The following is a 25,978-nucleotide window of genomic DNA, read 5'->3' on the forward strand; positions in this document are numbered from 1 at the left end:
CCGAACAGGCGGTTCACAATATCCCCCGCCTGCGGCCACCCCGAATTAGGCTTCGACCCTTCGCACATCCACCTTCACTTCCAAGTTCGCTTCGCTTGTTCCCCGGTAGACTCCTTTGACAGGGACTATATCTTTGTAATCCCGGCCATGGCCCAGTTTCACATAACGCTCGCCAACGAGCGCATCGTTGGTCGGATCGAACCCGCACCAGCCAAGGCCGGGCGCATACGCCTCCACCCATGCATGTGAAGCCTGCTCGAAATCCGCATTGCCTCCTCGTAAGTCGCCAACAAAGTGATAGCCGCTCACATAACGAGCCGGTACGCCTTTCGAACGACATGCCGCGATCATCAGATGGGCAAAGTCCTGACAGACGCCGCGACGTCTGCGCATCATATCCCCTGCAATCGTGTGCACATTGGTCGCTTCGGGATCGTATACAAACTCATTGCGAATCCGATTGGATACATACAGCAGCCAGCTGTACACGCCCAATTCTTTCTCGTTCGGATCGCTTTGCAGCGGTGTTTCCGCAAATGCCGCAACCTCCGGCGTAATGCCTGTATACTCGGTTGGCAGCAAATATTCCGCAAACCGGTTCATCGCACCATCCGTCGCCAGCCAATCCCAAGCTTGCTTAGGCGTCATGCCTTCTTGACCTTCAATCGGTATAACGGCTTCCTTCGTGACGACTGTCATTTGCGTGCGAATGACCAATTTGCGATGCTGATCATTGACTGAGAACGCGTGAACGCGATTGCCGAAATAATCGTCATAACTAAATAGAGGCGCATTCGGTTCCACCGAAATGGAATGCTGATAACACGATTGCTGCTCATTCGTAAATGGCGTCAGCCGAATTTCATTGACACTGTCCATAACCGGATTCATGTACGAATATTCGGTTGTGTGCGAGATGCAAAGCTTCATGCACTGACCTCCCCCATACGAAAAAAGGTATGCGCAAACGATACCCCCAGCTGTCCTGCAGCCTGGAGCAAATGTCCCGTGACCCGTCCTTCATCATCCCGCTGCAAATCCTCACGCTCCAAGCAAGCAAGTTCGGCCTTGAGCTTCACTACTTGCCGAATAATCCGATCATGAGCCGTGCGCAGCTGCTTCTCCTGCAGCTGAATACCGCGCAAATGCTCATCGAGCGCATGCAACGAGTAATGAACGGAGCGCGGGAACACTTCATTCAGGATCAGAAACTCCATAATCGCTTCCTGCGAGAAACCATCCGCGTAATACCGCCTGAACGTTTGGTAGCCGCTAACGGATCGCAGCACCGCCTGCAGGAAAGGATACACATCGTTGCTGCCGTCCGTATCCGAAGGGAGCATGGTTCGGGACGTAATCGCGGATTGCATGATCCGAAGCGTATTCTCCGTTCGCTCCAGATAGCGGCCGCATTCTATGAAATGAAATTCGTTCTCGCGCGGCATCACCGACTGCGTAATGCCTTGAAAGAGCGCCGTCCATTCTTTAATTTTGCCAAAAAACTGATGAGGGGACTCACGGGTCCAATCTCCCGCCTGCTTCTCGCGAAGCCACAGGTAGAAGCCGTTCGTCACATCCCATAGCTCGCTGGGCAGCTTCTCCCTAAGCGTCCTCACATTATCCCGAGCATGATTGACGCATGTAACGAGGGAGTTCGCATTATCCCGGTCGAGGGTGATATACAGCACTACGTCTTGCTCCGTATATGTGCCATACTGCGTCTCGTAAGCGGCTCTGCTGCCGAGTGCATCGACGATCCGCCCCCATTTGCACAGCGATTGGGCTTTCTCGCCCGGTTCGCCTTTCGGTATCGTATGCGAGTCATCTGACTGAAGGTGATAGTGAACATCGATTAGCCGAGCATGGTTCTCCGCCCGTTCCATGTACCGCCCGATCCAAAACAAAGCCTCCGCATTCCGGTTCAGCATCGTCAATCCCTCCGCTTCCTATAATCGTTAACGACTAAGCACCCACGTATCTTTTACGCCGCCGCCCTGCGAAGAGTTCACGACCAGAGAGCCTTCCTGAAGCGCAACACGAGTCAACCCGCCCGGAATCACATGGGTTTGTGCGCCCATGAGCACAAATACGCGCAAATCAATATGGCGCGGCTGCATAGCCCCTCCGAGCATCACCGGCGCCCGTGACAGCTTCATCGTCGTTTGAGCGATGTAGCGCCCCGGATCGCGGCGGATGGCATCGGCAAAGGCATTGATCTCCTTCTTGGAAGCAGCAGGGCCGATAAGCATCCCGTAGCCGCCGGAGAGCGAAGTTTCCTTGACTACGAGCTGATCCAGATTATCGAGCACATACTCCCGTTCTTCCTTGCGTGACAAAATGTAAGTAGGTACGTTATGCAGGATCGGTTCCTCGCCTAAGTAGTAACGGACCATATCCGGCACGTACGCGTAGATGGCTTTATCGTCTGCCACCCCCGTGCCCGGCGCATTGGCAATCGCAACGTTGCCGGCACGATAAGCATTCATGAGACCCGGGATTCCGAGCAGCGAATCCGCCTGAAATGCCAATGGATCCAAATACTCATCATCAAGCCTTCTGTAGATGACATCTACTTGACGCAAGCCGCGCAAATCACGCAAATAGATTTTGTGATCCTTGTAAACCAAGTCGCGGCCTTCCACCAGATGGATGCCCATTTGCTGAGCCAGAAAAGCATGCTCGAAGTAAGCGGAATTGTATGCTCCCGGCGTCAGCAGCACAATTAGCGGGTTTGATTTTCCCGAAGGCGCCAAGCTGCGCAGCGAGCTCAAGAATACGTTCAAGCTGCGCTCGATATCCGCCACCGCGCTATTCAAGTACAAATCGGAGAACAGCTCGCTCATTAAGCTTCTCCCTTTATACAAGTAGGAAAACCCTGATGGTGTACGGAGATTATCCTCCAGCACAAAGTAGCGGCCCTTCTCGTCCTTAATTAAATCTATGCCGGATGCGGTCATATAGACGTTCTGCGGTACTTGCAGCCCTGCCATCTCCGGTCGGAAATATTTATTTCCGATAATCATCTGTCTTGGGATGATGCCGTCGTTGACGATACGCTGCTCATGATAGACGTCATGGATAAAAGCATTCAAAGCCTTAACGCGCTGCTTCATTCCGCGTTCAATGCTCTCCCATTCAAGCTTCGGAATAATGCGCGGAATATAGTCAAAAGGAATGGTACGCTCCAGCGGCTCGTTCTGATTCTGGGTGTAGAGCGTAAACGTAATCCCTTCCTCCAGCATCCGCTGCTGAATGGTTGTGTGGCGCGCTGTCAGCTCAGGCGGTTTCATACGGGCGAACGTTCGATGAACACTTTCATAATGCGGACGTACGTTAAGATCATTATCGAACATTTCGTCGTAGAAAGATTGTGAATCGTAAGGATCGAATTGTGATTTCATCGCCATCGACATGTCAACCGCCTCCAAAGCCATCAGTGTCACTATCATGTCAGTTTTTGTACTTTCTTGTCTACATTATCGCATGTAAATTTGGATTATATTACCTAGATCATACCCAATGAGGACATTTGTGTCAACTTATATAACACATAAAAGACCCTGTAAAGGCGGCCTTTACAGTAAATTAAGGAATACCAGTTATCGGTCGCGCCTACGCGCCCCCTTACCACATTACGCGGCTGATGTGCAGTAGGTTACCTCTTCCTGTTCTCGAATCATGAGGTGCTTCACTTTGTCCACATTCGCTCCGGACACCGTGGCATATAAGCCGCCCCCGCTTCCGGCCGCATCATCGAAATAGACATTGCGTTCAACCGGGTTATAGCATACAGCTGCCGCCATATTAACAACAACGTTGCGATCCAGTCGCTCATAGCCGAATGGTCCGAAGACGAGCGCCACTTGCTCCATCGTTTGCGGATAGTGATAGCTTGCTCCGCTCTTCGTCACAAACTGGGGTCCTTTCGACGTGTGCGATACGAAGCAAATCTTATCCATCGGAACCCACTCCCTCTCCCCGTTCTTGTTCAGCAGCAACAACTGCATGTCCAACACTCCTTCTATACCAAAATAAGAACTTATGTTCCTATTTTAACAGATGATTGGTTTGCATGTACACCATCCCTATGCTTGTACCTCTCTTTAATCAAAGGAAGGCCGCAGTACGCATCTTGCGCGTACTGCGGCTCACTTACTCCGCTATCGCCTATCGGTTAAGCAGACTTCCTACATAACGCAGCAGCTCGTTGGCACAGACCGGGCAGTATCCGTGCTCGTCAATCAGCCGCTTTGTTACTTCATTAATACGCTTAAGCTGCTTCTCGTCCGGTGTTTTGGTCGAGGTCGTGATTTTGACGATATCCTTCAAATCCGTAAACAGCTTCTTCTCGATCGCTTCGCGCAGCCGTTCATGGCTGTAGTAATCGAATTTCTTGCCCTTGCGAGAGTACGAGGAAATCCGAATCAAGATCTCTTCTCGGAACGCTTTCTTCGCATTCTCGGATACGCCGATCTGCTCCTCGATCGAACGCATGAGCCGCTCATCCGGATCCATCTCTTCGCCTGTAAGCGGGTCTTTGATCTTCGCCCAGTTGCAGTACGATTCAATGTTATCGAGGTAATTCTCGAACAGCGTTCTGGCGGACTCTTCGAAGGAGTAAACGAACGCTTTCTGTATTTCTTTCTTGGCGAGTCCGTCATATTCTTTCCTGGCTGTGGAAATAAAATTTAAGTATCGCTCCCGCTCTTCCTTCGTGATCGAAGGATGCTGATCAAGTCCGTCTTTCAATGCGCGCAGCACGTCAAGGGCATTGATACATTGCAGGTCCTGCTTTATGAGCGCACTCGAAATTCGATTGATAACATACCGCGGGTCAATACCCGACATGCCCTCTTCGATGTATTCCGACTGCATTTCCTTCAGATCCGCTTCCTTGTAGCCTTCGATCTCCTCGCCGTCATACATGCGCATTTTCTTAACGAGGTCCATCCCTTGCTTCTTCGTCTCTTTCAGGCGAGTCAAGATGGAGAAGATAGCTGCGGAGCGCAGCGAGTGCGGCGCGATATGAATGTGTTTCATGTCGCTCTGGCCGATTAGCTTCTTGTAAATCTTCTCTTCCTCCGACACCTTCAGGTTGTAAGGGATCGGCATTACGATCATCCGGGACTGCAGCGCTTCATTTTTCTTATTGGCGATAAAAGACTTATACTCGGTTTCATTCGTATGCGCGATAATGAGCTCATCCGCCGAGATCAAGGCAAATCGACCGGCTTTGAAATTGCCCTCTTGGGTTAGGGACAGCAAATTCCATAGAAACTTCTCATCGCATTTGAGCATCTCTTGGAACTCCATCAGACCGCGGTTCGCCTTATTCAGCTCACCGTCGAACCGGTATGCACGCGGATCGGATTCCGAACCGAATTCCGTAATGGTTGAGAAATCGATGCTTCCGGTCAAATCGGCAATATCCTGGGACTTCGGATCGGATGGGCTAAATGTTCCGATCCCGATACGGTTCTCTTCGGAAATCAGCACGCGTTCGACTTGCACATTCTCAATATCGCCGCTGTATTCCGTTCTTACTCTCATTTGGCAGGAAGGACACAAATTACCTTCGATTCGGACACCAAGCTCCCGCTCGGCTTCAGGCCGCAGCTCATTCGGGATGAGATGCAGCGGATCCTCATGCATCGGGCAGCCTTTAATCGCGTATACAGCTCCTCGTTCTGTTCTGGAGAACTGTTCGAGGCCTCGCTTAAGCATCGTAACAATGGTGGATTTACCGCCGCTGACAGGTCCCATGAGCAGCAAAATCCGTTTCCTCACATCAAGCCGCCGGGCTGATGAATGGAAGTATTCCTCTACAAGCTTCTCAACGGCACGATCCAAGCCGAATATTTCTTGTTCGAAAAACTTGTATTTCTTCGATGTACCGCCATCATCCACAACCCCGAATGACTCAATCATTTCATAAACTCGAGCATGCGCAGTCATGGCCGGAGTAGGATCTCGCTTCAGCAGGTCGATGTAGTCCTTGAAAGATCCGTTCCAAGCAAGTTTTTCGCTTTCCGCTTTGTACGCCGAAATCCGTTTCAAAATATCCATGCCGTAACCTCCTATAAGTTTTGCGATTGCAAAACTCACTTCGTAAGCCTATACTCCGACCAGCCTGATGCCACTACCTAGAACGCCTCATGCATGCGGGTAATATTTATCCAGCCATCTAAAGCTGCCCGGCATTTTTTATTGAAGTATTACATTCCTATGCGCTTTCGCAAGGGAAGTTGCCCTATTTTTTAAACAAGATTCCGCCAAAATCCGCACTTCGCAGACACTAATTTTACAAAATGTTAATTCCGTTAAAACGAGCACCTGCCCGTCTCCATCGGGCGAAAAGCTATACGTATGAAGACTTGGCTCCTTCTTTTGCGCTTCCGCGAACCCATGTCGAATAGCGGCGATTGCGACAAATTTCCAGCATGACCGACACGAAAAAGTTGTGACACCAGATGTAACCTCTAATTTATGGCTTAAGGGGTTGTCCGGAATGTGCTATAATCGTGAACAGACTACCCTCCCATTGAATCGAGGCGATGATTTGGCTGTCAAACACGAAACCGAGCTGTATCCGCCAATCAAGTCTTATTTCGAGAAACAAGGCTTTGAGGTTAAGAGCGAGATCATGCATTGCGATCTCGTCGCCATTCATCCGGATACGAATGAAACCATATTGGTGGAAATGAAGAAGACCTTCAATCTCGCGCTGCTGCTCCAGGGCATCGAGAGGCTGCGTTTAAACGGACATGTCATCCTCGCCGTCGAGCGCAACCGCAAGAAGGTCGGTGCGCATAATCAGCGCTTCGGCGATCTAACCGAGCTGTGCCGGATGCTTGGCCTTGGCTTGATGACCGTAACCTTCTTCAAGACCAAATCGCCGGTGCTGGAGATGCTTTGTCAACCGGGCGATCCTCCGGTGCGCGGACAACGGCGTGTCCGTCAAGCGAGACTGCTCACCGAATTTCGCGAACGCAGCGGCGACTATAATACCGGCGGCAGCAATAACCGCAAACTTGTCACCGCGTATCGGGAGAAGGCGCTTCGCGTGGCATGGGCGCTTAACCAGCACGGCGAGCTTTCCCCTCGCGCTGCCTCGGAGCTGACCGGGATAGCGCGGGCGAACCATTTTCTCCAGAAGGATTACTACGGCTGGTTTGAACGTATAAGGCGAGGGCATTATAGCCTGAAACCGGACGGAGCAGCCGCACTAAAGCAGTACAACCATATTATTGAAGCTTGGCTGCAGCAGAAGCCTGCACAAGAGGTAAACACCGCAATCATGCCTGGAAACAACTTATCGAAGGAGACAAGATACTGATGAGCGAAACAAACAACTTTAAGATCATTGGCAATGTAGAGGATTTCCCGGAATTTCCGGCTCATGTGAAATTAAACAACCAGCCTTATTATATTGTTGAAGCACCGCGCAAAGCCGATGAAGAACAACGCTATAATCTGATCTCGGCGATCTGTCCGCATGCCGGCGGTATTGTCAGACCGCATCTGAATGAGCTTATTTGCCCGCTGCACTACTGGTGCTTCGATAAAGCGACAGGCGAATCCACCAACATCCCGGGAGAGCAGTTGGATTGCTCGCCGCTGGAGGTTCGTGACGGCCAGTTTCTGCTTCAAGCTTAAAACGAACAACAAGAAGCCCGGAATCCTCAAGCGAGGAATCCGGGCTTCTTGTCTTATGCTTATATCCTGATGAATTAGCGGCGCGCCAGAAATTCATTCAGCGCTTCGGCGAAGCGCGAAATACCCGTCGCCATCCGCTCGCCTTGTGTATACGTAAAGTTCAGACGAGCCGTGTTGCGCGCAGGCTCTGCCGCATAGAACGAGGAGCCGGGAACGAAGGCTACATTCTTCATCACAGCTGCGCGAAGCAGCGCTTCGGCATCCAGTCCTTCAGGCAGCTCCAGCCAGAGGAACATGCCGCCTTTCGGCTCGATCCATTTCACATCGCTCCAGCCCTGCTGCGACAGCAGCTTCTGCATTTGCTGCATACGATCGCCGTACGCCTGCCTAATGACTTGAATGTGATCGTCAAGCGAGAAATGCCGGAGCAGCTGATCCAGTGTTTGCTGGTCAAGCGAGCTGGAATGCAGATCGGCCGCTTGTTTCGCCTTTGCCATCATAGAGATCACGTTGCGGCTGCCGATTGCCCAGCCGGTACGAAGAGCAGGCGCTACTGTTTTGGAGAACGTACTTGTATAAAGGACATTGCCGCCATCCGCTTTGCCTTCAAGCGAGAACAAGGTTGGGTAGTCGGCATTAACATCAAATTTAATATCGCCATATGGATCATCCTCTAAGATGGGAACACCATAACGATGGCTGAGTTCAAGCAGCCCTTTGCGACGTTCCATGCTCCATACTCGACCCGTCGGATTGCCGAATGTAGGCACTACATAGATTAATCTTGGTTTATGCTGCTTGATGAGCCGCTCGGCTTCCGCAATAATCATGCCATCTTTATCGCTGGCAACCGGAACCACATCCAAGCCGCTTAGATTAAACACTTGCAAGCTGGCCAAATAGGTCGGGTTCTCCACCAGAACAATATCGCCCGGCTCCATAAGTACACGAGTAATCAGATCAATTGCTTGCTGCGAGCCTGTTGTCATGATCATTTCATCAGGTTGGACGTGCATGCCCTTCTGCGCCATTCGGACACAAAGCTGCTCACGCAGCGGCATGAACCCTTCCGTAAGACCGTATTGCAGCGTATTCTTACCGGAACGGAATACCCGATCTGCTGCCTCTCTTACTGCATCAATCGGAAACAGTTCTTCGGCCGGCAAACCGCCAGCGAACGAAATAATCTCTTTTCCTTGCGTTAGCTTCAAAATGTCGCGAACAGCAGACGATTGCAGCCGTTCGACATAATTCGAAAACCGGTATTCCACGTTCATTCCCTCCCCATTTCACTTATCACACATTTTACGCGCAATTGGTGATGGGAGCAACTAGAAGAACGCTTCAAAACGTACGGATATGTACGCTTTTTCGTCAATTGGTTACAGCGTTCACCAATGTGTTGTATTTTATGTTTGCCGCGGAATGGCCGTAACAACATGTTCACAACTTTGTTCGTTTTCTTTTTGCATATCGTTGGGTATAATGAAGGGGAGTATGTATGTACTGGCAGCTTAGGAGGGAATACGAATGACCATTAATTTTCTTATCGTCCTCACTGTCTCGGCCTTGTTCCTGATCGCCATGTGTACGGCGTCTTACAATGACGACAAGACTAAAGGCTTGTAATGCAATAGGACCAATATCAAAAAAAAGAAGCTTTCAGCGATTGTTGACAATCGTCGGAAGCTTCTTTTTTAATGCAAAAATGGTGTGATGCACCGAGTTAACCCCGGCGCAGTCCCGCCATCTCTGTCATACATCCCCCACACAGGTAACGCTCTTTAAACTCGCGTACACCATCAAGTGTGCCACAAAACACACAACGAGGACGATAACGTTCCAAAATGATATGGTCACCCTGGACAAGAATTTCCACGGGGTCTCCTTCATTCATTTGGTATCTTTTACGTAGCGATTTTGGCAATACGATACGCCCTAATTGATCCACTTTACGCACAACACCAGCCGGTTTCACAAATTCACATCTCCTGTAGTCGCATTTTGCAAGTTAACGTCATATGACAGTTTGCTCCCTACTAGGTTCGATAATGGCCGGGTAATTCCTGCAATTATTTCGATTTTCTTAGTATTCTGCAATAAAATTTAAAGAAAGTTAGTTCAACCCCACAAATCCGTTTTGTCGAAATGCCTCGAACACAACAATTGCCGCAGAATTCGATAAATTGAGCGATCTTACTTTGTCCGTCATCGGTACGCGAATACAGGTGTCGGGATGCGCATCAAGCACCTCTTGCGGAAGTCCCTTCGTTTCTTTCCCGAATACGAAGAAATCGCCGTCTTGATATTGATGCTCCGAATATACTTTCGAGCTTCTTGTGCTTGCGCAGAAGAAACGCCCCTCCGGATATTGATCCTTTAGCTCTTGGAACGAATCATGATAATGAACCTCAACCGCATACCAATAATCCAATCCGGCCCGTTTAAGCGTTTTGTCATCTGTGTTAAATCCCAATGGCCGAACCAGATGAAGAATTGTACCTGTTGCTGCACAAGTCCGAGCAATATTGCCGGTATTTGCCGGTATTTCCGGCTCTACGAGAACGATATGGAATGCCATTTGTTATCAAACACCCTTCACTTTTTACATAGCTTTTACGCTAGCTTAATCTATTGAGAAAACTTGGCTGTCATAATACAACTATAATGTTGCATGAAAGGGGAACATAAACGCTTGAAAAAGAAAATATTAATCGTCGATGATGAGCCATCTATCTCCACGTTGCTTGAGTTTAACTTAAAACTAGCCGGTTATGAAGTTCGTTGCGCTTCAGACGGAGAAGCTGTGTTCGATTTCTTAAAGCCGTTTCGTCCTGATCTCATCGTGCTCGATCTTATGCTCCCCAAGATGGACGGACTACAAGTATGCCGAGAGCTTCGCAAGCAAAATAACGTCGTTCCCATTATTATGTTAACTGCACTCCATGATGTAAGCGACAAGATCGCAGGACTTGATCACGGCGCTGACGACTATATGACGAAACCGTTCTCACCGCAAGAGCTTCTCTCCCGTATTCAAGCCATCTTGCGCAGAACGCAGGCGCTGCCTGGTTCAGGAGAATCAACAACGCATACAATCGGTCCACTTACGGTTCTGTCCGAGCAGCGTGAAGTCCAGCTCGAAGGCAAGTCTGTGGAATTGACACCTAAAGAATTTGAACTGCTGCTTTACTTGTGCCGTCACCGCGGGAAAGTCCTTAGCCGTCAGCAGCTGTTGCACGGTGTATGGGACTATCATTTCCTCGGCGACACCCGAATCGTCGATGTGCATATCAGCCATCTGCGTGACAAAATCGAGAAAAATGCGAGAACGCCTGAATATATCATGACGGTCCGTAACGTTGGTTATAAACTTTCCGGACCGGGAAGCAGCACGTCTAATGCTGATTCTTCACTAGCTTAACACATACCCGTCACTAACCACTCAAGAAGACCGCCGACCTTCCACGCATGGAAGAATCGGCGGTCTTTTTTCTTTTCTATATGCACGGCTGACGCTTCAATTAAGTTAGCCGTTGCGCTTCTGGAAGTCGCCCATGAAATCGGCAAGTGCTTTGCAGCTCTCAAGCGGAACGGCATTGTAAGTCGATGCTCGCAGTCCGCCAACGCTCCGGTGGCCTTTCAAGCCGACAAAACCTTGCTGCTCGGATTCCTTCACGAATTGTTTCTCCAGCTCTTCCGAGCCAAGGCGGAACGTGATGTTCATGAGCGAACGGCTGTTCACATCTGCGAAGCCGCGATAGAAGCCGCCGCTGTTATCGATGGTATCGTAGATCAGCTTTGTTTTGTCGCGATTGAATTGCTCCATCGCGGCAACGCCGCCTCTCTCCTTCACCCATTTCAACATTAGGCCAACCAGATAAATAGAGAAAGATGGCGGTGTATTGTAAAGGGAATTGTTCTTCACATGCGTATCGTAGCGAAGCATCGTCGCGATCGATTTCGGGCTCTCTGAAATCAAATCCTCACGCGCGATAACAATCGTTACGCCCGATGGTCCCAGGTTCTTCTGTGCCCCGGCATAGATCATGCCGAATTTGCCGACATCGACCGGACGGCTTAGAATATCGCTCGACATATCGCCGATTAGTGTCACATCACCAGTTTCCGGATAAGCCGCGTATTGCGTGCCTTCAATCGTTTCATTCGACGTAATATGCAGGTAGGCCGAATTTGTCGGAATTTGAAGGTTGCTAAGGTCCGGAATCCGATTAAACTTGTCTGCTTCCGAAGAAGCTACAACCGCTGTTTCACCAAACAGCTTCGCTTCCTTGATTGCTTTGTCCGCCCAGCTTCCCGTGTTGACGAATGCTGCCGTTTGGCCAGCGCCCAATAGGTTCATCGGAATCATAGCGAATTGCGTACTGGCTCCGCCTTGCAGGAATAGAACTTTATATTGACTTGGAATTCCGAACAATTCACGAAGCAGCGATTGCGCACCGTCATTGACCTCTTCAAAAATGCCGCTGCGATGGGACATTTCCATAATGGACATGCCTGCACCTGCATAATCAATAAATTCCTGTTGTGCCTGCTGTAATACTTCCAGCGGCAATGCCGCCGGTCCGGCATTAAAATTAAACGCTCGATTCGTCACTGTAGCTCACTCCACTCTTCAATTTGCTTATCAGTATGATAGCAAGTTTCACGCTTTGCATCAAGTGTAAAAAGTCGAACAAAAACCAACAGTTTTATTATGAATATTCGGATTTAGCTTTTTTGCGGATAATGAAAAGCGAGCTCTCCTTGAGAGAGCTCGCTGAAAGTAATTTGTAGAATAAGTTCGGATTAGCAGTCGAAGTATAGGCTGTACTCGTGCGGATGAACGCGGATTGCAACAGCTTTCGCTTCGGCACGCTTCAGTTGTACGAAGTTATCGATGAAGTCTTTGGAGAATACGCCGCCTTCAGTCAAGAACTCGGAATCAGCTTCCAAAGCGTCAAGCGCTTCATCAAGCGTTCCCGGAACCGAGCGAATTTCTTTCTTCTCTTCATCCGGAAGATCATAGATGTTTTTATCGAACGGACCATAACCAAGAGCAACTGGGTCCAGCTTGCGCTTGATACCGTCAAGACCTGCAAGCAGCATCGCTGCGAATGCGAGGTAAGGGTTAGCTGTGGAGTCCGGTGTACGGAACTCGATACGGCAGCCCTTCGGCGTAACTGCAGCAACCGGAATACGGATTGCAGCAGAACGGTTACCCTTCGAGAATACAAGGTTAACTGGCGCTTCGTAGCCTGGAACAAGACGCTTGAAGGAGTTCGTCGACGGGTTTGTAATTGCGATCAACGCTGGTGCGTGATGCAAAATTCCGCCGATGTAGTGCATAGCCAGAGGGCTCAGGTTTGCATAAGCACCTTTCTCATAGAACAACGGGGAATCGCCGTTGAAGATGGAAGAGTGAACATGCATACCGCTGCCGTTGTCGCCGAAAAGCGGTTTAGGCATAAATGTTGCAACTTTGCCCCATTGACGAGCAACGTTGTTGATGATGTATTTGTATTTCAGCAGGTTGTCTGCAGTTTTAGTCAATGTGTCGAAACGGAAGTTGATTTCAGCTTGACCAGCTGTTGCAACTTCGTGGTGATGACGCTCAACGCGAAGACCGGATTCTTGCATCAAACGAACCATTTCGCTGCGGATATCTTGTTGGGAATCAACAGGAGCAACCGGAACGTAGCCGCCTTTTACAGGAATTTTGTAGCCAAGGTTGCCGCCTTCTTCTTTACGAGCCGTGTTCCAGCCAGCTTCAGCGGAATCAACTTCGTAGAAAGAAGTGTTCATTTTGCTTTCGTAGCGAACTTCGTCGAAGATGAAGAACTCGGACTCAGGTGCGAAGTAAGCTGCTGTACCAACGCCGGATTTTTGCAGGTATTCTTCTGCTTTTTGAGCGATGCCGCGCGGATCGCGCTCATAACGCTCGCCATCTGGCGTATGAATGTTACACATAATATTCAATGTTGGGTGATCTGTAAACGGATCGATGAAGCTGGACTCTGTGTCCGGAATCATAACCATATCAGACTCTTCAATACCGCGGAAACCCGGGATCGAGGAACCGTCAAAAGCTACGCCGTTAACAAAAGTTTCGGCATCTACTTCCGTGGAAGGAAGTGTGATGTGGTGCGCGTGGCCGGAAAGATCCACGAAACGGAAATCTACAAACATGATGCTGTTCTCTTTGATTGTGCTCAATACGTTTTGAACTGACATTAGGTATTTCCTCCATTTCCGAACATTTGCGATGTGTAGGACATTAATTGTTCAACTTCTGATCTGAAACTATGATTGTTATTATAGGTTTTAGGTTTATTACAGTCAATAGTCATGTAAGGTATTTTTTAAAGCACTTGTTAGATAACTTCACATAATTGTCAGATTGTTCAAATTCCCAGTGTTGACGCCAAAAACAAGACGCTGCAGCCCCCTAATACGAAGGGCTGCAGCGTCCGAAATCCGATTAATTATACAAGAGCTTGAATTATTATTTGATCCACGTATTGAAATATTCAGCCGGCTCTTTAGGCGTATCAAAGCGTCTGCCGACTAATTTTCCCAGCTGTTCCAATTCTTTTAGAAGGTTCGCGAATTGGTCCGGGAACAAGGATTGTACACCGTCGCCCGTCATCGAATTATCAGGATCTGTATGCATTTCAATAATAAGACCGTTCGCGCCCGCAGCAACAGACGCTTTCGACATCGGCTCTACCAGCTCGCGGCGTCCCGTTCCATGGCTCGGATCCGAAATAACCGGCAGATGGCTGAGTGATTGCAGTACCGGAATTGCGGCCAAATCCAGCGTATTTCGTGTATAGGTCTCAAAGGTGCGAATTCCGCGCTCGCAAAGCATAACGTTCGGATTTCCGCCTGCAAGAATATATTCGGCTGCGTTCAGGAATTCATCATAGGTTGCGCTGAAACCCCGTTTAAGCAGAACAGGAGTCTTCACTGTGCCCAGCTTCCGAAGCAAATCGAAGTTCTGCATGTTACGCGTGCCGACTTGCAGAATATCAGCATACTCGCAGCAGATATCTACGTATTCCGGCGTCATGACCTCCGTAATCGTCAGCAGCCCATGCTTGCGGCCTGCTTCCGCCATCATCGCTAACCCTTCCACGCCAATGCCTTGGAAGCTGTAAGGTCCGGTACGCGGTTTAAATGCGCCACCGCGAAGGATTTGACCGCCGGCAGCTTTCACCAGTCTCGCAATCTCGTCGATCTGCTCCGGTGTTTCTACTGCGCAAGGTCCGCCCATAATGGCAAGATGCTCTCCGCCGATCTTCACGCCTTTTATTTCAATTACCGTGTCGTCCGGATGGAAGTCTCGGCTAGCGAGCTTGTAGGACTTCGAAATCTTGATGACGTTCTCGACGCCTTTCATTTGACGAAGATGCTCTGCCAGTGTCGGCTCCGCTTTCCCGATAATACCAATGACCGTCCGGTCTGTCCCGCGGGAAACATGCGCCTGTACCCCCGCTCTCTCGATATGTTGGACGATCTCGCCAATCCGCTCTTCCGTTACATTATTTTGAGTAATAACGATCATAAGTTCGACTCCCTCTCCTGTTACGCTTAGACGCGTGTTCGCTTCGACGCTTTTATGCTGTTAGGCTTTTATGCTTTTAATCACTAAAGCAAATATACATGAAAAAACCGGCCTCGTCAAGAGACCGGCTTGCTGCCATTTATATTATTCCGTGAGCGGCTTTACATCGACGACCGAGAGACGGCGAAGCTTTCTTTTCTCCTTGCGTTTGTTAGCTACGTATTGCAGCGTCAGCTTCACAGGGAAATAGAACAGCGCGCCAAGCACCATACCATCGATAATCCCGCCTACAATCAGCTTTAAATTAACGAGCAGCATATGGTCGAGCCACTCCGGCGCTAAGGGCACCGAAATTTTGATATGGTTCGGAAGCACCCAACCGCCAACCATACTATTGATGAAGGCGACCGGAATAAAGATTATTTTACCAAAAACAAAACCGATCAACGCGCCGGCTAAACTGGCATTCATCATGTAAATCAGTGGGAATATCAGGAAGAAGGCTAACCCGTAAGTCGGTAATGTAAACATCTCAACAAAAATACCGATTGCAAAACCGAGTGCTACAAACGATGGGCCGCCTGGTGCCCGCATAAGCTGCGTATATTTCAATTTGAGCCAACGTTTAATCGAGCGCGGTTTGCTTGAAGTCGTCATTTGAGTAGCGCTCCTTTCACTCACAGCGACGATTTCACTCGCACAGTAGGCAACAATTTGTTCATGTTGACTGTACGCCGTGCTTCCCAGGTAGAGGAATCCTCGTCGTTAAACTGCTCCAGGTAAGCGATGACTTCCTTTGTTAACGGTGTTGGTGTCGATGCCCCTGAAGTTACAGCTACCCGCTTCTTGCCTTTCAACCACTCCAACTCAATCTCCGACACATCCGATACGCGGTAAGCCGGAACGCCGGCGATCTCTTCCGAAACCTGCGCAAGCCGGTTGGAATTGTTGCTTCTGGGATCGCCTACCACGATACACAGTTCGGCTTCCTTCGCTTGTTCCGCAACCGCTTCTTGCCTCACCTGCGTCGCCAAGCAAATTTCATTATGAATTTCCGCGGTCGGGAATGTCTTCAGCAGCTTGCTGATCAAATGTTTGATGTCCCACTGAGACATCGTCGTCTGATTCGTAATAATGATTTGATCGCTCGTTAGCACAAGAGAATCAATCTCATTCTCACGCTCAATTAAATGAACGTGATCAGGTGCGATACCGATGGCGCCTTCCGGCTCCGGATGCCCCTTCTTGCCAATGTAGATGATCTCGTAGCCTTCCGCTACCTTCTCCCGGATCAAATCATGGGTTTTGGTTACGTCCGGACAAGTGGCATCCACGACCGTCAAACCTCTGTCCTTCGCGCGTCTGCGTACTTCCGGAGAAACACCGTGCGCGGTGAAAATGACCGTACCGCTCGAGATTTGTTCTAATATTTCCAAACGGTTCTCGCCGTCAAGCGTAATAATGCCTTCTTGCTTAAATGCTTCCGTTACATGACTATTATGAACGATCATGCCCAAAATATAGATCGGCCGCGGCAAGTCTAAATTCTTGGCGGTTTGCAATGCCAGAACCATGGCATCAACAACGCCGTAGCAATAACCACGCGGTGAAATCTTCACAATTTCCATACTGCTTGCACCTGCTTTCCTGCTAAACCAGTGTTCACGAACAGGCCTCTTTAAGACCCAACTCTAATTATTATACTTCATTCGACTTCTCGTGGAAAGCAATTGGAAGCCATACGATAAATGTCGTTCCCGCACCCTCGCGTGTCGAAACCTCGACCGATCCGCCATGCTCATCAATAATCCACTTGGCAATCGACAATCCCAGGCCGGTTCCGCTCGTTTCTCCGCGCGATTCATCTGCACGATAGAATCGTTCGAAGATGTATGGAACTTGGTCATGGTCCATGCCAATCCCCGTATCTTTGATCACAATGCCGGCTTGATCGCCGGATACGATGGCACGCAGCTCAACATGTCCGCTAGGCGTGTACTTGAATGCATTCTCGACGAAGATAAAAAAGAGCTGACGAAGAAAATCGGCATGCGCATATACTTCTACGTTTGCAATGGCATCCAGGTTCCCGATTTTCCATTCTGCTTTTCTTGGAAGCAGCTGGGCCTTGCGTGCCACGTCCTCAACCAGCGGCAGCAGCGGCTGTACGGACTTCTCCATTTGGTAGCCGGCATCCGCACGCGCTAGGGACAAGAGATCATTGACTAAGCTGGACATGCGTTTGGCTTCGCCTGCAATATCCAGCATGGATTCGCGCGTTAGCATCATCCGACTGCGCTCTTGTTCACTTAATTGCGGCAGACCTTCACCATCCGCATCGTCGGTTCCCTGCGATAACGTCGGCAGCCACATTCGCTCCAGCAGCTCGATATTCCCGCGAATCGTCGTAAGCGGCGTGCGAAGCTCATGTGAGGCATCGGATACAAATCGCCTTTGTGCTTTGTAGGCTTCATTCAACCCATTATAGGTTGTTTCAATTCGGCCTAACATGCCGTTTAACGTATCGACCAAGCGACCAAGCTCATCGTTAGGACCTTCTCTTGGAATGCGCACGCTAAGATCAGAACCGTTCTGGATTTGATCACTCGAACGAATGACATTCTCAATGGGTCGAAGCGCCTGACGCGCAAGAAATAAGCCAATCGTGAAGGCGATGAGCACCACGATAATGAGCGAGGAGATTAACGTCGTCCTCAGCTCGGTCAGAAACTTATCTTCCCGGCCTGAATAAGCCGCAACCTGCAGCAAACCGAATATTTCATTATTTTGCTTCAAAATATGCCGGTAAACGAGAAACGGATAAGGACCTGCCTTAACATGCTCAAACCCTTCAAAGCTGTCGTTGATTTCCTTTACCCCCGGCTTCGGCAGCAGCTGGTCGATCCTGCGCAGATTCGAAGTCGTCTTGACGACGCCGTTCTTATAATTATCTACCTGGATAAACATCTCGTCATCCCCGATGACGAAATTGGGGGTTTGATAATTACCGAACATATCCAGCGTGGACGTAATATTGATCGCGTTGACTTGCTGCTCGATTTTGGCTCTCATTTCCTTGTACGTGTTGTAGTTGACGAAGAAATAAATCGCGACCCCAAATGCAATAAGCGTGACCGCCAGAATCACCGAATACCATAATGTGAGCCTTAAGCGAATCGACATGGAATCAGCCTCCTTCGCCTCTAAGCACGTATCCGGTGCCCCGAACCGTCTGAATCAAGCGCGGGCTCTTTCCGTCTTCCGTCTTCTGGCGCAGCATGGCAATATAAACCTCCAGCACATTCGATTCGCCGCTGTAATCAAAGCCCCATATTTTGTCCATAATCGCATCGCGCGTCAGCACTCGGCGCGGATTCTGCATGAGCAGCTGAAGCAGATCGAATTCCTTGGCCGTTAGATCAATTCTTCGTCCGGCCCGAATCGCTTCGCGAGAATCCAGATCGAGCGTCAAGTCCTCGAACTGCAAGCTGCTCGAGTTCTCCTCCAGCTTGTCGGATTTACGTCTAAGAAGCGCGCGCACACGGGCTAACAGCTCCTCAAGCGCAAACGGCTTAACCAAATAATCATCGGCGCCCAGATCCAGGCCGCGCACACGATCCGTAATATCGTCCTTTGCCGTCAGCATCATAATCGGCACAGCGCTTCCGCCTTCGCGAACCCGGCGGCAAACTTCCCAGCCATCCAGCTGCGGCATCATGACGTCCAGAATGAGCAAATCCGGATCGTTTACGAGCATTTGCTTCAAGCCCTCATGGCCATTATTCGCCGTTGCGACCTCATAGCCCTCAAACGCCAAGCTTCGGCGAAGCAGAGATGTTATTTTATCATCGTCATCCACTACTAATATATGCGCTCTCATCCTAATCCCCCATCATCAAACAACTAGTTTTTCCTTCCAAAACCTGCCTACATAATTATAGCTCAACATACGATTCCCATGAAACAGCTTGTCCGGCTTCTTCCATAAAAGAAGCGCAGACAGTCTATGCGACTGTTTGCGCCCGGGTAACACTGTTCTGTTGCTGTTCCCAATCTTATTGCTGGCTTGCAAACTCATTCTTGTTGCCTACGGTTACTTTCAGATCCATCTTCTCACCATTGCGGATAATGTTGAGTGTCGCAGTGTCTCCAACCGCTTTCTTCTGGATTTGAGCGATCAGATCTTCGCGGTTGCCGTATTTAGTGCCGTCCAAGCCGGTGATCACGTCATATTGTCTCAGATCCGCCATATAAGCAGGCGATTTGTACAGTACGCTCGATACGATCGAACCTTCTTTGCTGGACAGCCCAAGCTCTTTGGCGATTTCATCTGTAATTTCAGCCAGGTTCGCGCCGATGAACGGAACCGGTTTCTTCGGAATTTCTTTATTGGCTTTCAGATTCTCCAGCACCTCTTGAATCGTGCTTGTCGGGATCGCGAATCCGATACCTTGAGCTTGCGAGCTTACAGCCGTATTAATACCGATTACTTCACCTTGCAGGTTAAGAAGCGGTCCGCCTGAGTTACCCGGGTTGATGGAAGCGTCAGTTTGCAGCAAATGCTCGTATTGGCGCGTGCCTTGGGAGTCCGGAATGCTGATCGGACGTTCCTTGGAGCTTAGCACACCGACGGTTACCGTGTGGTCAAAGCCGTATGGATTTCCGATCGCAACGACCCAATCCCCAATGTTGATCTTGTCGGAGCTGCCGATTGGGAGCGTCGGGAAGTCCGTTCCTTCAACTTTCAATACCGCCAAATCCAAGTTGTAATCAGAGCCGAGCTTCTTCGCGACTAACGGTTTGTTGTGACCCTGCACGGTTACTTGAATTTCATCGGCATCACCGATTACGTGCTGGTTCGTTAAGATGTAGCCTGTGGAATCGAAGAAGAACCCTGTGCCGATTCCTTCCGGCGTCAGTTCGCCGCTGCCTTGATCGGTGCTGCCTTGTCCGGAGCCATCGTCCTGCCCTTGGCCGCCTTGACCGCCCTGGTCGCCGAAGAATTGGCTGAAGAAATCATCCATTGAATTGCCTTGCGCGCCGCCTGCGCGCTGTTTCGTAAAGGTTTCGATCTTAACAACCGCCGGACTTGCTTTCTCGAACAGCTGAGCAATGTTGTTAGGTCTGACCACATCTGCCGCTGCCGATACTTTGCCGTCATCGCCCGCTTTGCCCACTGCGGAGCTCGCTTGCTCTGAGTTTTGCGAGAGCGCCTGATCAGCAGTGAACCAGTTCTGCTTATCCGATACGAACATGAGTGAACCCACAACGACTACGCCGGCGAGGAAGGATGCGAACATCGCCTTCAATGGACTGCGTCTGGATTCTTTCATTTGCCAGCCGCCGCGAGTTGCGGATTGCGATGGCGCAAAAGCACGAAGCTGTGTGGGCGGCGTAACTTCAACAGAGTTATGCGAAGCATCCGAGCTGCTTCCAAATCCGCCTTGTGCCGCATTAGCATTTGTATCGCCGCTAACCGGCCGTTGCGGTTCAGAATCGGCTGCACCGGATTTGAAGGGTCCGTATGAATAGTAGTAAGAGCTCTTGTCGGTTTCTTCATGCGGCTTACCTTCGTCTGCGTTGTGAGCTTGGTTTTTATCGCGATTATCCTCGTTATGGTTATCGTTATTCTCATTGGTGAAGAAATCGTCGTAACCGTTATTTTTTTTGTTTTGATCGTCCATTGCTTATTCCTCCTCAAATGTTTTCCCATGTTTGTAAAGTTCTCAATAAGTGCTTTATGTTCTTGCATCTGATTGGCTCCGCGAATCATTCAGCTTTCATAGTTCTATCATGCACAATCTACCTTAAATCAAACTTAAAATTGTTATAATGTAACATAAAAAAACCGGGCTCGGCTGAATAATCAGCCTTGCCCGGTTATCATCCAATCTGCGACTCTCTCATCATTGCAGCAAACGCTGCTCTACTTCGCCAAGCACTTCTTTTGCTTTCGTTACCCATTTGGACTCCACTTCGGCATCCGGATCAATCGGCTCCTGAAACTGATCGATTAAACTGCCGAGCGCCCGCGGCTGAGCGTGCTTATCCAGACCTTCGTTGTACAAATGCTTCAGCACGAACGGCTGCCCCATTCTGATTTTGGCATCAAGGTCCTGCGTATCACTGTCGATATTGCCGTTGATCACATCAAAAGGCATTCGCAGCCATACTTTATGCGCGTCATCCAGGTAGCGGTCAAAGTAGCCGTGTTCATAATCCCAATTCCCGCCAAGCGAGAACTCGTGCTCTTCCAGCATGCTTCGGACTTCCGTAAATTCTTTCTCACTTGATTCCAGCTTAAATTCAAGGGGGATCATCGCTCTATATTCTCCTCCTGGCCTAATGTTTACCGTTAGCTTGCCCGGAGCGAATGGCTGTTATCCCGTCTTTACCCAACCTTTGCGATGCGCGAATACGGCAAGCTGCGTTCTGTCTTCCAGCTCGCATTTCATTAGAAGGTTGCTGACGTGGGTTTTGACCGTCTTGATGCTAATATGAAGCTCTTCCGCGATTTCCTTGTTGGACATCCCCTCTGCGATGAGAAGAAGCACTTCTTTCTCCCGGTCCGTCAACCCTTCATCGGCCCCTTGCGTGCTCCGCTGACGCAGCCCTCTCGTAAGCGCCTGCGAGACATCATGCGTCATCACCGGCATTCCTTTAGCCGCTCCATTGAGCGCATAAATTAGCTCTTCTGCCGAAACGGTCTTCAGCACGTAACTAACCGCACCTGCTTCAACTGCCGCTACAACCTTCTCATCTTCGAGGAAGCTTGTGAGCATGACAATTTTCAGGTCAGGGAATTCCTTCATTATATGGCGAGTGGCTTCAACCCCGTCCATCACCGGCATCATGAGATCCATAAGTACCAGCTGCGGCGGTCCATCCGGAATGCCTGCCTGAAGCATATCCAGCGCTTCTTTACCGTTAGCCGCTTCCGCGATGACCTCAAATTTCGGGTCTAACATCAAATAGGTGCGCAATCCAGCCCGAACCATATCATGATCGTCGACAATCATTATTTTCCAACTGTTATTTGAACTCATCGCTAAGGTTCTCTCCCTTATTCAAATAATTGGGTAATGTCACTCTGACCCTTGTTCCGCTTCCCGGCTTACTAATGATGGAGGCATCGCCGCCGAGCTTGTTAGCCCGCTCCCGCATAGTGGACAAACCGTAAGAGCCCCGCTTCACTTGATCCGCTCGGAAACCGGCACCGTCATCCTGCAGCGTCATCACGATCTGCCGCTCCGTCTCGGCAACCGTTAACAGCGCCGTTTGCGCACCGGCATGCTTCACGATATTCGCCATCGCTTCCTGAACGATCAGGAATAACTGATGTTCCTTTGCTTCAGATAATTTCTCCCGCACCCGCCATTCAAGTACACCTTGCAGTCCGTTCTGGCGGCAGTAATCCGGGAACCATTTGTCGAGCGCTTCTTGAAGGGACCTGCCCTCCAGCTCCATGGGTCTAAGCTGAGCAATAAACCCGCGCATCTGCTTCTGCGCCATCGACGACATGGAGATCAACTGCTCCATCACATCGCTGGCCCGGCTCGGGTTCAGCTCAAGCAGCTTCGGAAGCGAAGATGCCGACATATGTATAGCGAACAGCTGCTGCGAAACCGTATCATGGAGATCGCGCGCAAGCCGTCTGCGCTCTTCGAGCACCGCCGCTTCATTCGAAGCGGCTTCCCTCATGACCTGCTCTTCCCCGGAGCGCTGAATCCAGTGCATCCGTTCATCGAGCGACTCCATCATATCGTTGAACTCGCGAAACGCCGGCGTGAACGCCCCTTCTTCCGGAAGCCTCGAGCTATAGTTTCCGTGCGCAGCCTGCTTCAAGCCAAGCACGATCAGATCCATTTGTCGTTGTATCCGCTGAGCTGCCCAATACCCGAATACGGCGCTGATCAATAAGAAGAGTACAGCGACGCCGATCCACAGCGACCTGCTGTACCCTTTTGCCGTCAATTCGGTCCCAAACTGCCAGAGGAATACCGAAATGGTCGATGAAGCCAGAAAAAGCAAAATCATATCCCACTTGCTATTGCGAAACAATCGAACCATCATGTGCGCATCAACCTACTTTCGTAACGCGCACATCGCCGATAAACGTACTGACGTGGAGCCTGATTTTTTTGTCATTCTCTTGAAAATAAGGGGTTTCGATATCCATGTTTTTAAATATGCCGCCCTCTTTATGTTCCAGCACCGCAACATCGCCGATAAAGGCGCTGGATACGACGTGCACGCCGATTTCATAATCGTCAGGCAGATACACTTTAACGTCGCCTATAAAGGAAGAGATATTAATGGTGGTTTCACCGGGCAATATTTGCGCCTTCGTGAGGTCAAGCACGGTGTCTCCGATAAAATGGGAGATATTCATCGGCTTGAGCTCCCAATAATCTTGGCCCAAATAGATGTCGCCGATAAAACCCGATCGCGTCTGCACATTAGGATCGTGATTCCACCACTCTACGCGACCGTTGCGGTGATGGTGCTTAGCAGCATTTCTTAAATGCCGCTCTCGATGGTCCTTGACTTGTTGCGCGTGCCTCTCGAAATGCCCTCTCGTTCTGGCTGCTTGCTCTTCCCATTTGTGCCTCTTCTGCTGCAGCTTCGTATACGCATCGTTAGGTCGAACAGGCGGTGTGACTTGATTGCCTTCCGCCTTGTCCGAAGGCGCATCACTCACGTCCTCCTGATCCGGCAAATCCGACGACGGCTTCGTCGGATCCGGATGGAGCGGCGGAGCCGGAGGAATGTCTACATTAACTTGACCGTAATTGTAGGCTTTCCAATCATCGCCCGGAATCTCTTCCGTCTTCTTCGACTTCGGTTTAAGAATCATCCGCAGACCGAATATTATAAGAATCAACGGACCAACGAATTGCATCACATCGCCGATCGACCAAGCGAACCAATCTAAATTACGCCCCAGAAACACAAAGCCGACGATGAGCATGATCGATGAACCGAAGAAAGAACCGTTTCCGTAAGCAGCTCGCTGCAGCATACCTTGGATACCAAGGAACAAAAGCAGCAACGGCCAATAGGTAGAAACCACCATTCCGATATCGAAATCGACTACGCCGCTTTGTCTTAACATTAAGCCTACGCCCATTACTATAATGAAGAGGCCCCACATAAACCGACTTATAAAATTCCCGTTCATTGCCGCCACCAGCTCCCAATCGCATCTGCAAAGGTTTGTACTCCAAGTATAACAGGTGCTGCAAGCGACATAAAAGGGTCTCACGGTTGACCCATTCCTACGTCTCGAGACGGAGCGAATAAGGGTCCTTTTACAATTGGACGAGTTGATGTTAGGTCTTGTCACTTCACTCGTTGACATCATTAACACAGCGCTTATATAATGGGGTTCGGATTGGATTGAGAGATAAAACCTAACATGACATACTTGAGGAGTTGAGAGCATGGATTTAGCCACTCTGTCCACCGGGCTGGATACGATTTGGGTCGTGCTGACAGCCGCAATGATTCTACTCATGGAAGGCGGCTTTGCGCTTCTTGAAGCAGGCTTTGTGAGGCAGAAAAATGCAGTTAGCATCATTATGAAGGTATTCGTGGATATTGCCTTCGGCGCACTGATCTTTTACTTTATCGGATTCGGCCTGATGTACGGAAAAGATGCAGGAGGATTGATCGGAACAACCGGCTTCTTGCTGGACGGAGACCTGTCTCATATTTCGCTTAATATCTCCCACGAGACTTACTGGCTGTTTCAGTGCGCTTTCGTCATCGCCGTTATTTCCATTGTTTCCGGCGCGGTTGCGGAACGCATTCACTTTAGAGCTTATATCTTGTACGCAATCGCGATGACCGGCTTGATCTATCCGGTTGCCGGACACTGGGTCTGGGCGGTTGGCGGCTGGCTTGGCAAGCTCGGCATGATCGACTTCGCCGGCTCCGCAGTTATCCACGCATTAGGCGGTTTCGCAGCACTCGCTGCAGCGATCTTCATCGGTCCGCGTATCGGGAAATTCACGCCGGAAGGCAAAAGCAACATCGTCCCCCCTTCCAACCTGCCGCTCGCATCGGTTGGCGCATTCATTCTTTGGTTCGGCTGGTTCGGCTTCAACTCCGGCAGTACGCTCAGCGCTACGAACGGCTCCATCGGCCATATCGCGGTTACAACCATGCTCTCTGCGGCGGCGGGCGGTGCGGTATGCATCCTCTTCACTATGATGCGTTACAAGAAAGCGGATCCGCCAATGGTTATCAACGGATCGCTGGCCGGCCTGGTCGGAATTACGGCAGGTTGCGCATTCGTTTCCGACGGCGCCGCCATCTTGATCGGTTCGGTATGCGGCATTGCAATGGTGCTTGCAACCGAGTTGCTCGAGAGCAAAGGCGTTGACGATCCCGTTGGCGCATTCGCCGTACACGGCATCAGCGGCAGTCTCGGCACACTGGCAGTCGGACTGTTCGCCATGCCCGAGATGACGAAAGGAATCGGACAAGAGTATTACGGCTTGTTCTACGGCGGCGGCTGGAACTTACTCGGTGTACAAGCACTCGGCCTCGTTATCGTCAGCTTCTGGGGCTTCGCGCTAACATGGGGCGTGCTTCTGATCATTAAGAAATTCATGCCTGTCCGCGTCTCGAAGGATGAAGAGCTAATCGGACTTGATGTCGGCATCCACGGCGTGCCGGCCTATAACCAAGATCATGATTTCCTCGATCTGGAGCAGCTAAAGTCACGCAAATAACAGAAACCGCAAAGAC

Annotated in this window: 24 protein-coding genes; 4 read left to right on the forward strand and 20 right to left on the reverse strand. The window is 50.0% G+C overall.

Going from position 1 to position 25,978, the window contains the following annotated elements:
* Nucleotides 1–45 precede the first annotated feature (45 nt).
* From BM412_RS17120 to BM412_RS17140, 5 genes are all read right to left on the reverse strand, one after another.
* A complete protein-coding gene (locus BM412_RS17120) occupies nt 46–930 on the reverse strand; it encodes a transglutaminase family protein (RefSeq protein ID WP_091220937.1) in 885 nt (294 codons plus the stop codon).
* Nucleotides 927–1,928, reverse strand: coding sequence for an alpha-E domain-containing protein (locus BM412_RS17125; protein WP_091220940.1), 1,002 nt, complete (start codon nt 1,926–1,928; stop codon nt 927–929). The genes BM412_RS17120 and BM412_RS17125 overlap by 4 nt, the downstream gene beginning before the upstream one ends.
* A gap of 27 nt (nt 1,929–1,955) precedes the next feature.
* Entirely contained in the window at nt 1,956–3,413 is a 1,458-nt protein-coding gene (locus BM412_RS17130) for a circularly permuted type 2 ATP-grasp protein (protein ID WP_091220943.1), read from the reverse strand.
* 219 nt (nt 3,414–3,632) lie between these two features.
* Nucleotides 3,633–4,007, reverse strand: coding sequence for a hypothetical protein (locus BM412_RS17135; protein WP_091220945.1), 375 nt, complete (start codon nt 4,005–4,007; stop codon nt 3,633–3,635).
* A gap of 160 nt (nt 4,008–4,167) precedes the next feature.
* Nucleotides 4,168–6,066 (reverse strand): PrkA family serine protein kinase, encoded by a 1,899-nt coding sequence (locus BM412_RS17140; protein WP_091220948.1) that lies wholly within the window; start codon nt 6,064–6,066, stop codon nt 4,168–4,170.
* A 442-nt stretch (nt 6,067–6,508) separates the two neighbouring features.
* Here BM412_RS17140 and BM412_RS17145 point away from each other — a divergent pair, with 442 nt between their 5' ends.
* Together BM412_RS17145 and BM412_RS17150 are read left to right on the forward strand one after the other, a co-directional pair.
* A complete protein-coding gene (locus BM412_RS17145; RefSeq protein WP_371264829.1) occupies nt 6,509–7,336 on the forward strand; it encodes a DUF2161 family putative PD-(D/E)XK-type phosphodiesterase in 828 nt (275 codons plus the stop codon).
* Entirely contained in the window at nt 7,336–7,656 is a 321-nt protein-coding gene (locus tag BM412_RS17150; RefSeq protein ID WP_091220951.1) for a Rieske (2Fe-2S) protein, read from the forward strand. Before BM412_RS17145 ends, BM412_RS17150 begins: the two co-directional genes overlap by 1 nt.
* Before the next feature lie 74 nt (nt 7,657–7,730).
* Here the strand turns inward: BM412_RS17150 and BM412_RS17155 are convergent, their stop codons facing one another.
* The 3 genes from BM412_RS17155 to trmL form a co-directional block, all read right to left on the reverse strand.
* Nucleotides 7,731–8,927, reverse strand: coding sequence for an aminotransferase-like domain-containing protein (locus tag BM412_RS17155; protein ID WP_091220952.1), 1,197 nt, complete (start codon nt 8,925–8,927; stop codon nt 7,731–7,733).
* A 455-nt stretch (nt 8,928–9,382) separates the two neighbouring features.
* Nucleotides 9,383–9,634: an AbrB/MazE/SpoVT family DNA-binding domain-containing protein gene (locus BM412_RS17160; protein WP_090981926.1), complete on the reverse strand. Its 252-nt coding sequence runs from the start codon at nt 9,632–9,634 to the stop codon at nt 9,383–9,385.
* Nucleotides 9,635–9,772: 138 nt separating this feature from the next.
* Nucleotides 9,773–10,237, reverse strand: coding sequence for a tRNA (uridine(34)/cytosine(34)/5-carboxymethylaminomethyluridine(34)-2'-O)-methyltransferase TrmL (gene trmL / locus BM412_RS17165; protein ID WP_091220954.1), 465 nt, complete (start codon nt 10,235–10,237; stop codon nt 9,773–9,775).
* Nucleotides 10,238–10,351: 114 nt separating this feature from the next.
* Between trmL and BM412_RS17170 the strand changes: the two genes are divergently transcribed.
* Entirely contained in the window at nt 10,352–11,080 is a 729-nt protein-coding gene (locus BM412_RS17170) for a response regulator transcription factor (protein WP_091220956.1), read from the forward strand.
* A gap of 105 nt (nt 11,081–11,185) precedes the next feature.
* Here BM412_RS17170 and serC read toward each other — a convergent pair whose 3' ends face one another.
* From serC to liaF, 12 genes are all read right to left on the reverse strand, one after another.
* Complete coding sequence (serC, locus tag BM412_RS17175) at nt 11,186–12,274, reverse strand: 3-phosphoserine/phosphohydroxythreonine transaminase (protein WP_091220960.1); 1,089 nt, start codon at nt 12,272–12,274, stop codon at nt 11,186–11,188.
* A gap of 191 nt (nt 12,275–12,465) precedes the next feature.
* On the reverse strand, nt 12,466–13,890 hold the full coding sequence (gene glnA / locus BM412_RS17180) for a type I glutamate--ammonia ligase (protein ID WP_091220963.1): 1,425 nt from the start codon (nt 13,888–13,890) through the stop codon (nt 12,466–12,468).
* Nucleotides 13,891–14,161: 271 nt separating this feature from the next.
* Entirely contained in the window at nt 14,162–15,223 is a 1,062-nt protein-coding gene (aroF, locus tag BM412_RS17185) for a 3-deoxy-7-phosphoheptulonate synthase (protein ID WP_091220966.1), read from the reverse strand.
* 144 nt (nt 15,224–15,367) lie between these two features.
* Nucleotides 15,368–15,880, reverse strand: coding sequence for a DUF2062 domain-containing protein (locus BM412_RS17190; protein WP_091220969.1), 513 nt, complete (start codon nt 15,878–15,880; stop codon nt 15,368–15,370).
* 20 nt (nt 15,881–15,900) lie between these two features.
* On the reverse strand, nt 15,901–16,851 hold the full coding sequence (locus tag BM412_RS17195) for a 4-hydroxy-3-methylbut-2-enyl diphosphate reductase (RefSeq protein WP_091220973.1): 951 nt from the start codon (nt 16,849–16,851) through the stop codon (nt 15,901–15,903).
* Nucleotides 16,852–16,921: 70 nt separating this feature from the next.
* A complete protein-coding gene (locus tag BM412_RS17200; protein WP_091220977.1) occupies nt 16,922–18,406 on the reverse strand; it encodes a sensor histidine kinase in 1,485 nt (494 codons plus the stop codon).
* A 4-nt stretch (nt 18,407–18,410) separates the two neighbouring features.
* The gene (locus BM412_RS17205) at nt 18,411–19,103 is read right to left on the reverse strand and encodes a response regulator transcription factor (RefSeq protein WP_091220979.1); all 693 of its coding nucleotides are present in this window, start codon (nt 19,101–19,103) and stop codon (nt 18,411–18,413) included.
* Between the two features lie 175 nt (nt 19,104–19,278).
* The gene (locus BM412_RS17210; RefSeq protein ID WP_091220982.1) at nt 19,279–20,907 is read right to left on the reverse strand and encodes a S1C family serine protease; all 1,629 of its coding nucleotides are present in this window, start codon (nt 20,905–20,907) and stop codon (nt 19,279–19,281) included.
* 222 nt (nt 20,908–21,129) lie between these two features.
* Nucleotides 21,130–21,543, reverse strand: coding sequence for a YugN family protein (locus BM412_RS17215; protein ID WP_091220985.1), 414 nt, complete (start codon nt 21,541–21,543; stop codon nt 21,130–21,132).
* 60 nt (nt 21,544–21,603) lie between these two features.
* Nucleotides 21,604–22,269, reverse strand: coding sequence for a response regulator (locus tag BM412_RS17220; RefSeq protein WP_091220988.1), 666 nt, complete (start codon nt 22,267–22,269; stop codon nt 21,604–21,606).
* The gene (locus tag BM412_RS17225) at nt 22,256–23,296 is read right to left on the reverse strand and encodes a sensor histidine kinase (protein WP_091220991.1); all 1,041 of its coding nucleotides are present in this window, start codon (nt 23,294–23,296) and stop codon (nt 22,256–22,258) included. Before BM412_RS17225 ends, BM412_RS17220 begins: the two co-directional genes overlap by 14 nt.
* A 7-nt stretch (nt 23,297–23,303) precedes the next feature.
* Nucleotides 23,304–24,740: a cell wall-active antibiotics response protein LiaF gene (gene liaF, locus BM412_RS17230; protein WP_371264830.1), complete on the reverse strand. Its 1,437-nt coding sequence runs from the start codon at nt 24,738–24,740 to the stop codon at nt 23,304–23,306.
* Here liaF and BM412_RS17235 point away from each other — a divergent pair.
* Nucleotides 24,667–25,962, forward strand: coding sequence for an ammonium transporter (locus BM412_RS17235; protein ID WP_091220993.1), 1,296 nt, complete (start codon nt 24,667–24,669; stop codon nt 25,960–25,962). The two genes, liaF and BM412_RS17235, sit on opposite strands and share 74 nt — an antisense overlap.
* Nucleotides 25,963–25,978 lie beyond the last annotated feature (16 nt).

The organism is Paenibacillus sp. BC26 (assembly GCF_900116125.1).
Taxonomy (GTDB): domain Bacteria; phylum Bacillota; class Bacilli; order Paenibacillales; family Paenibacillaceae; genus Paenibacillus_Z; species Paenibacillus_Z lignilyticus.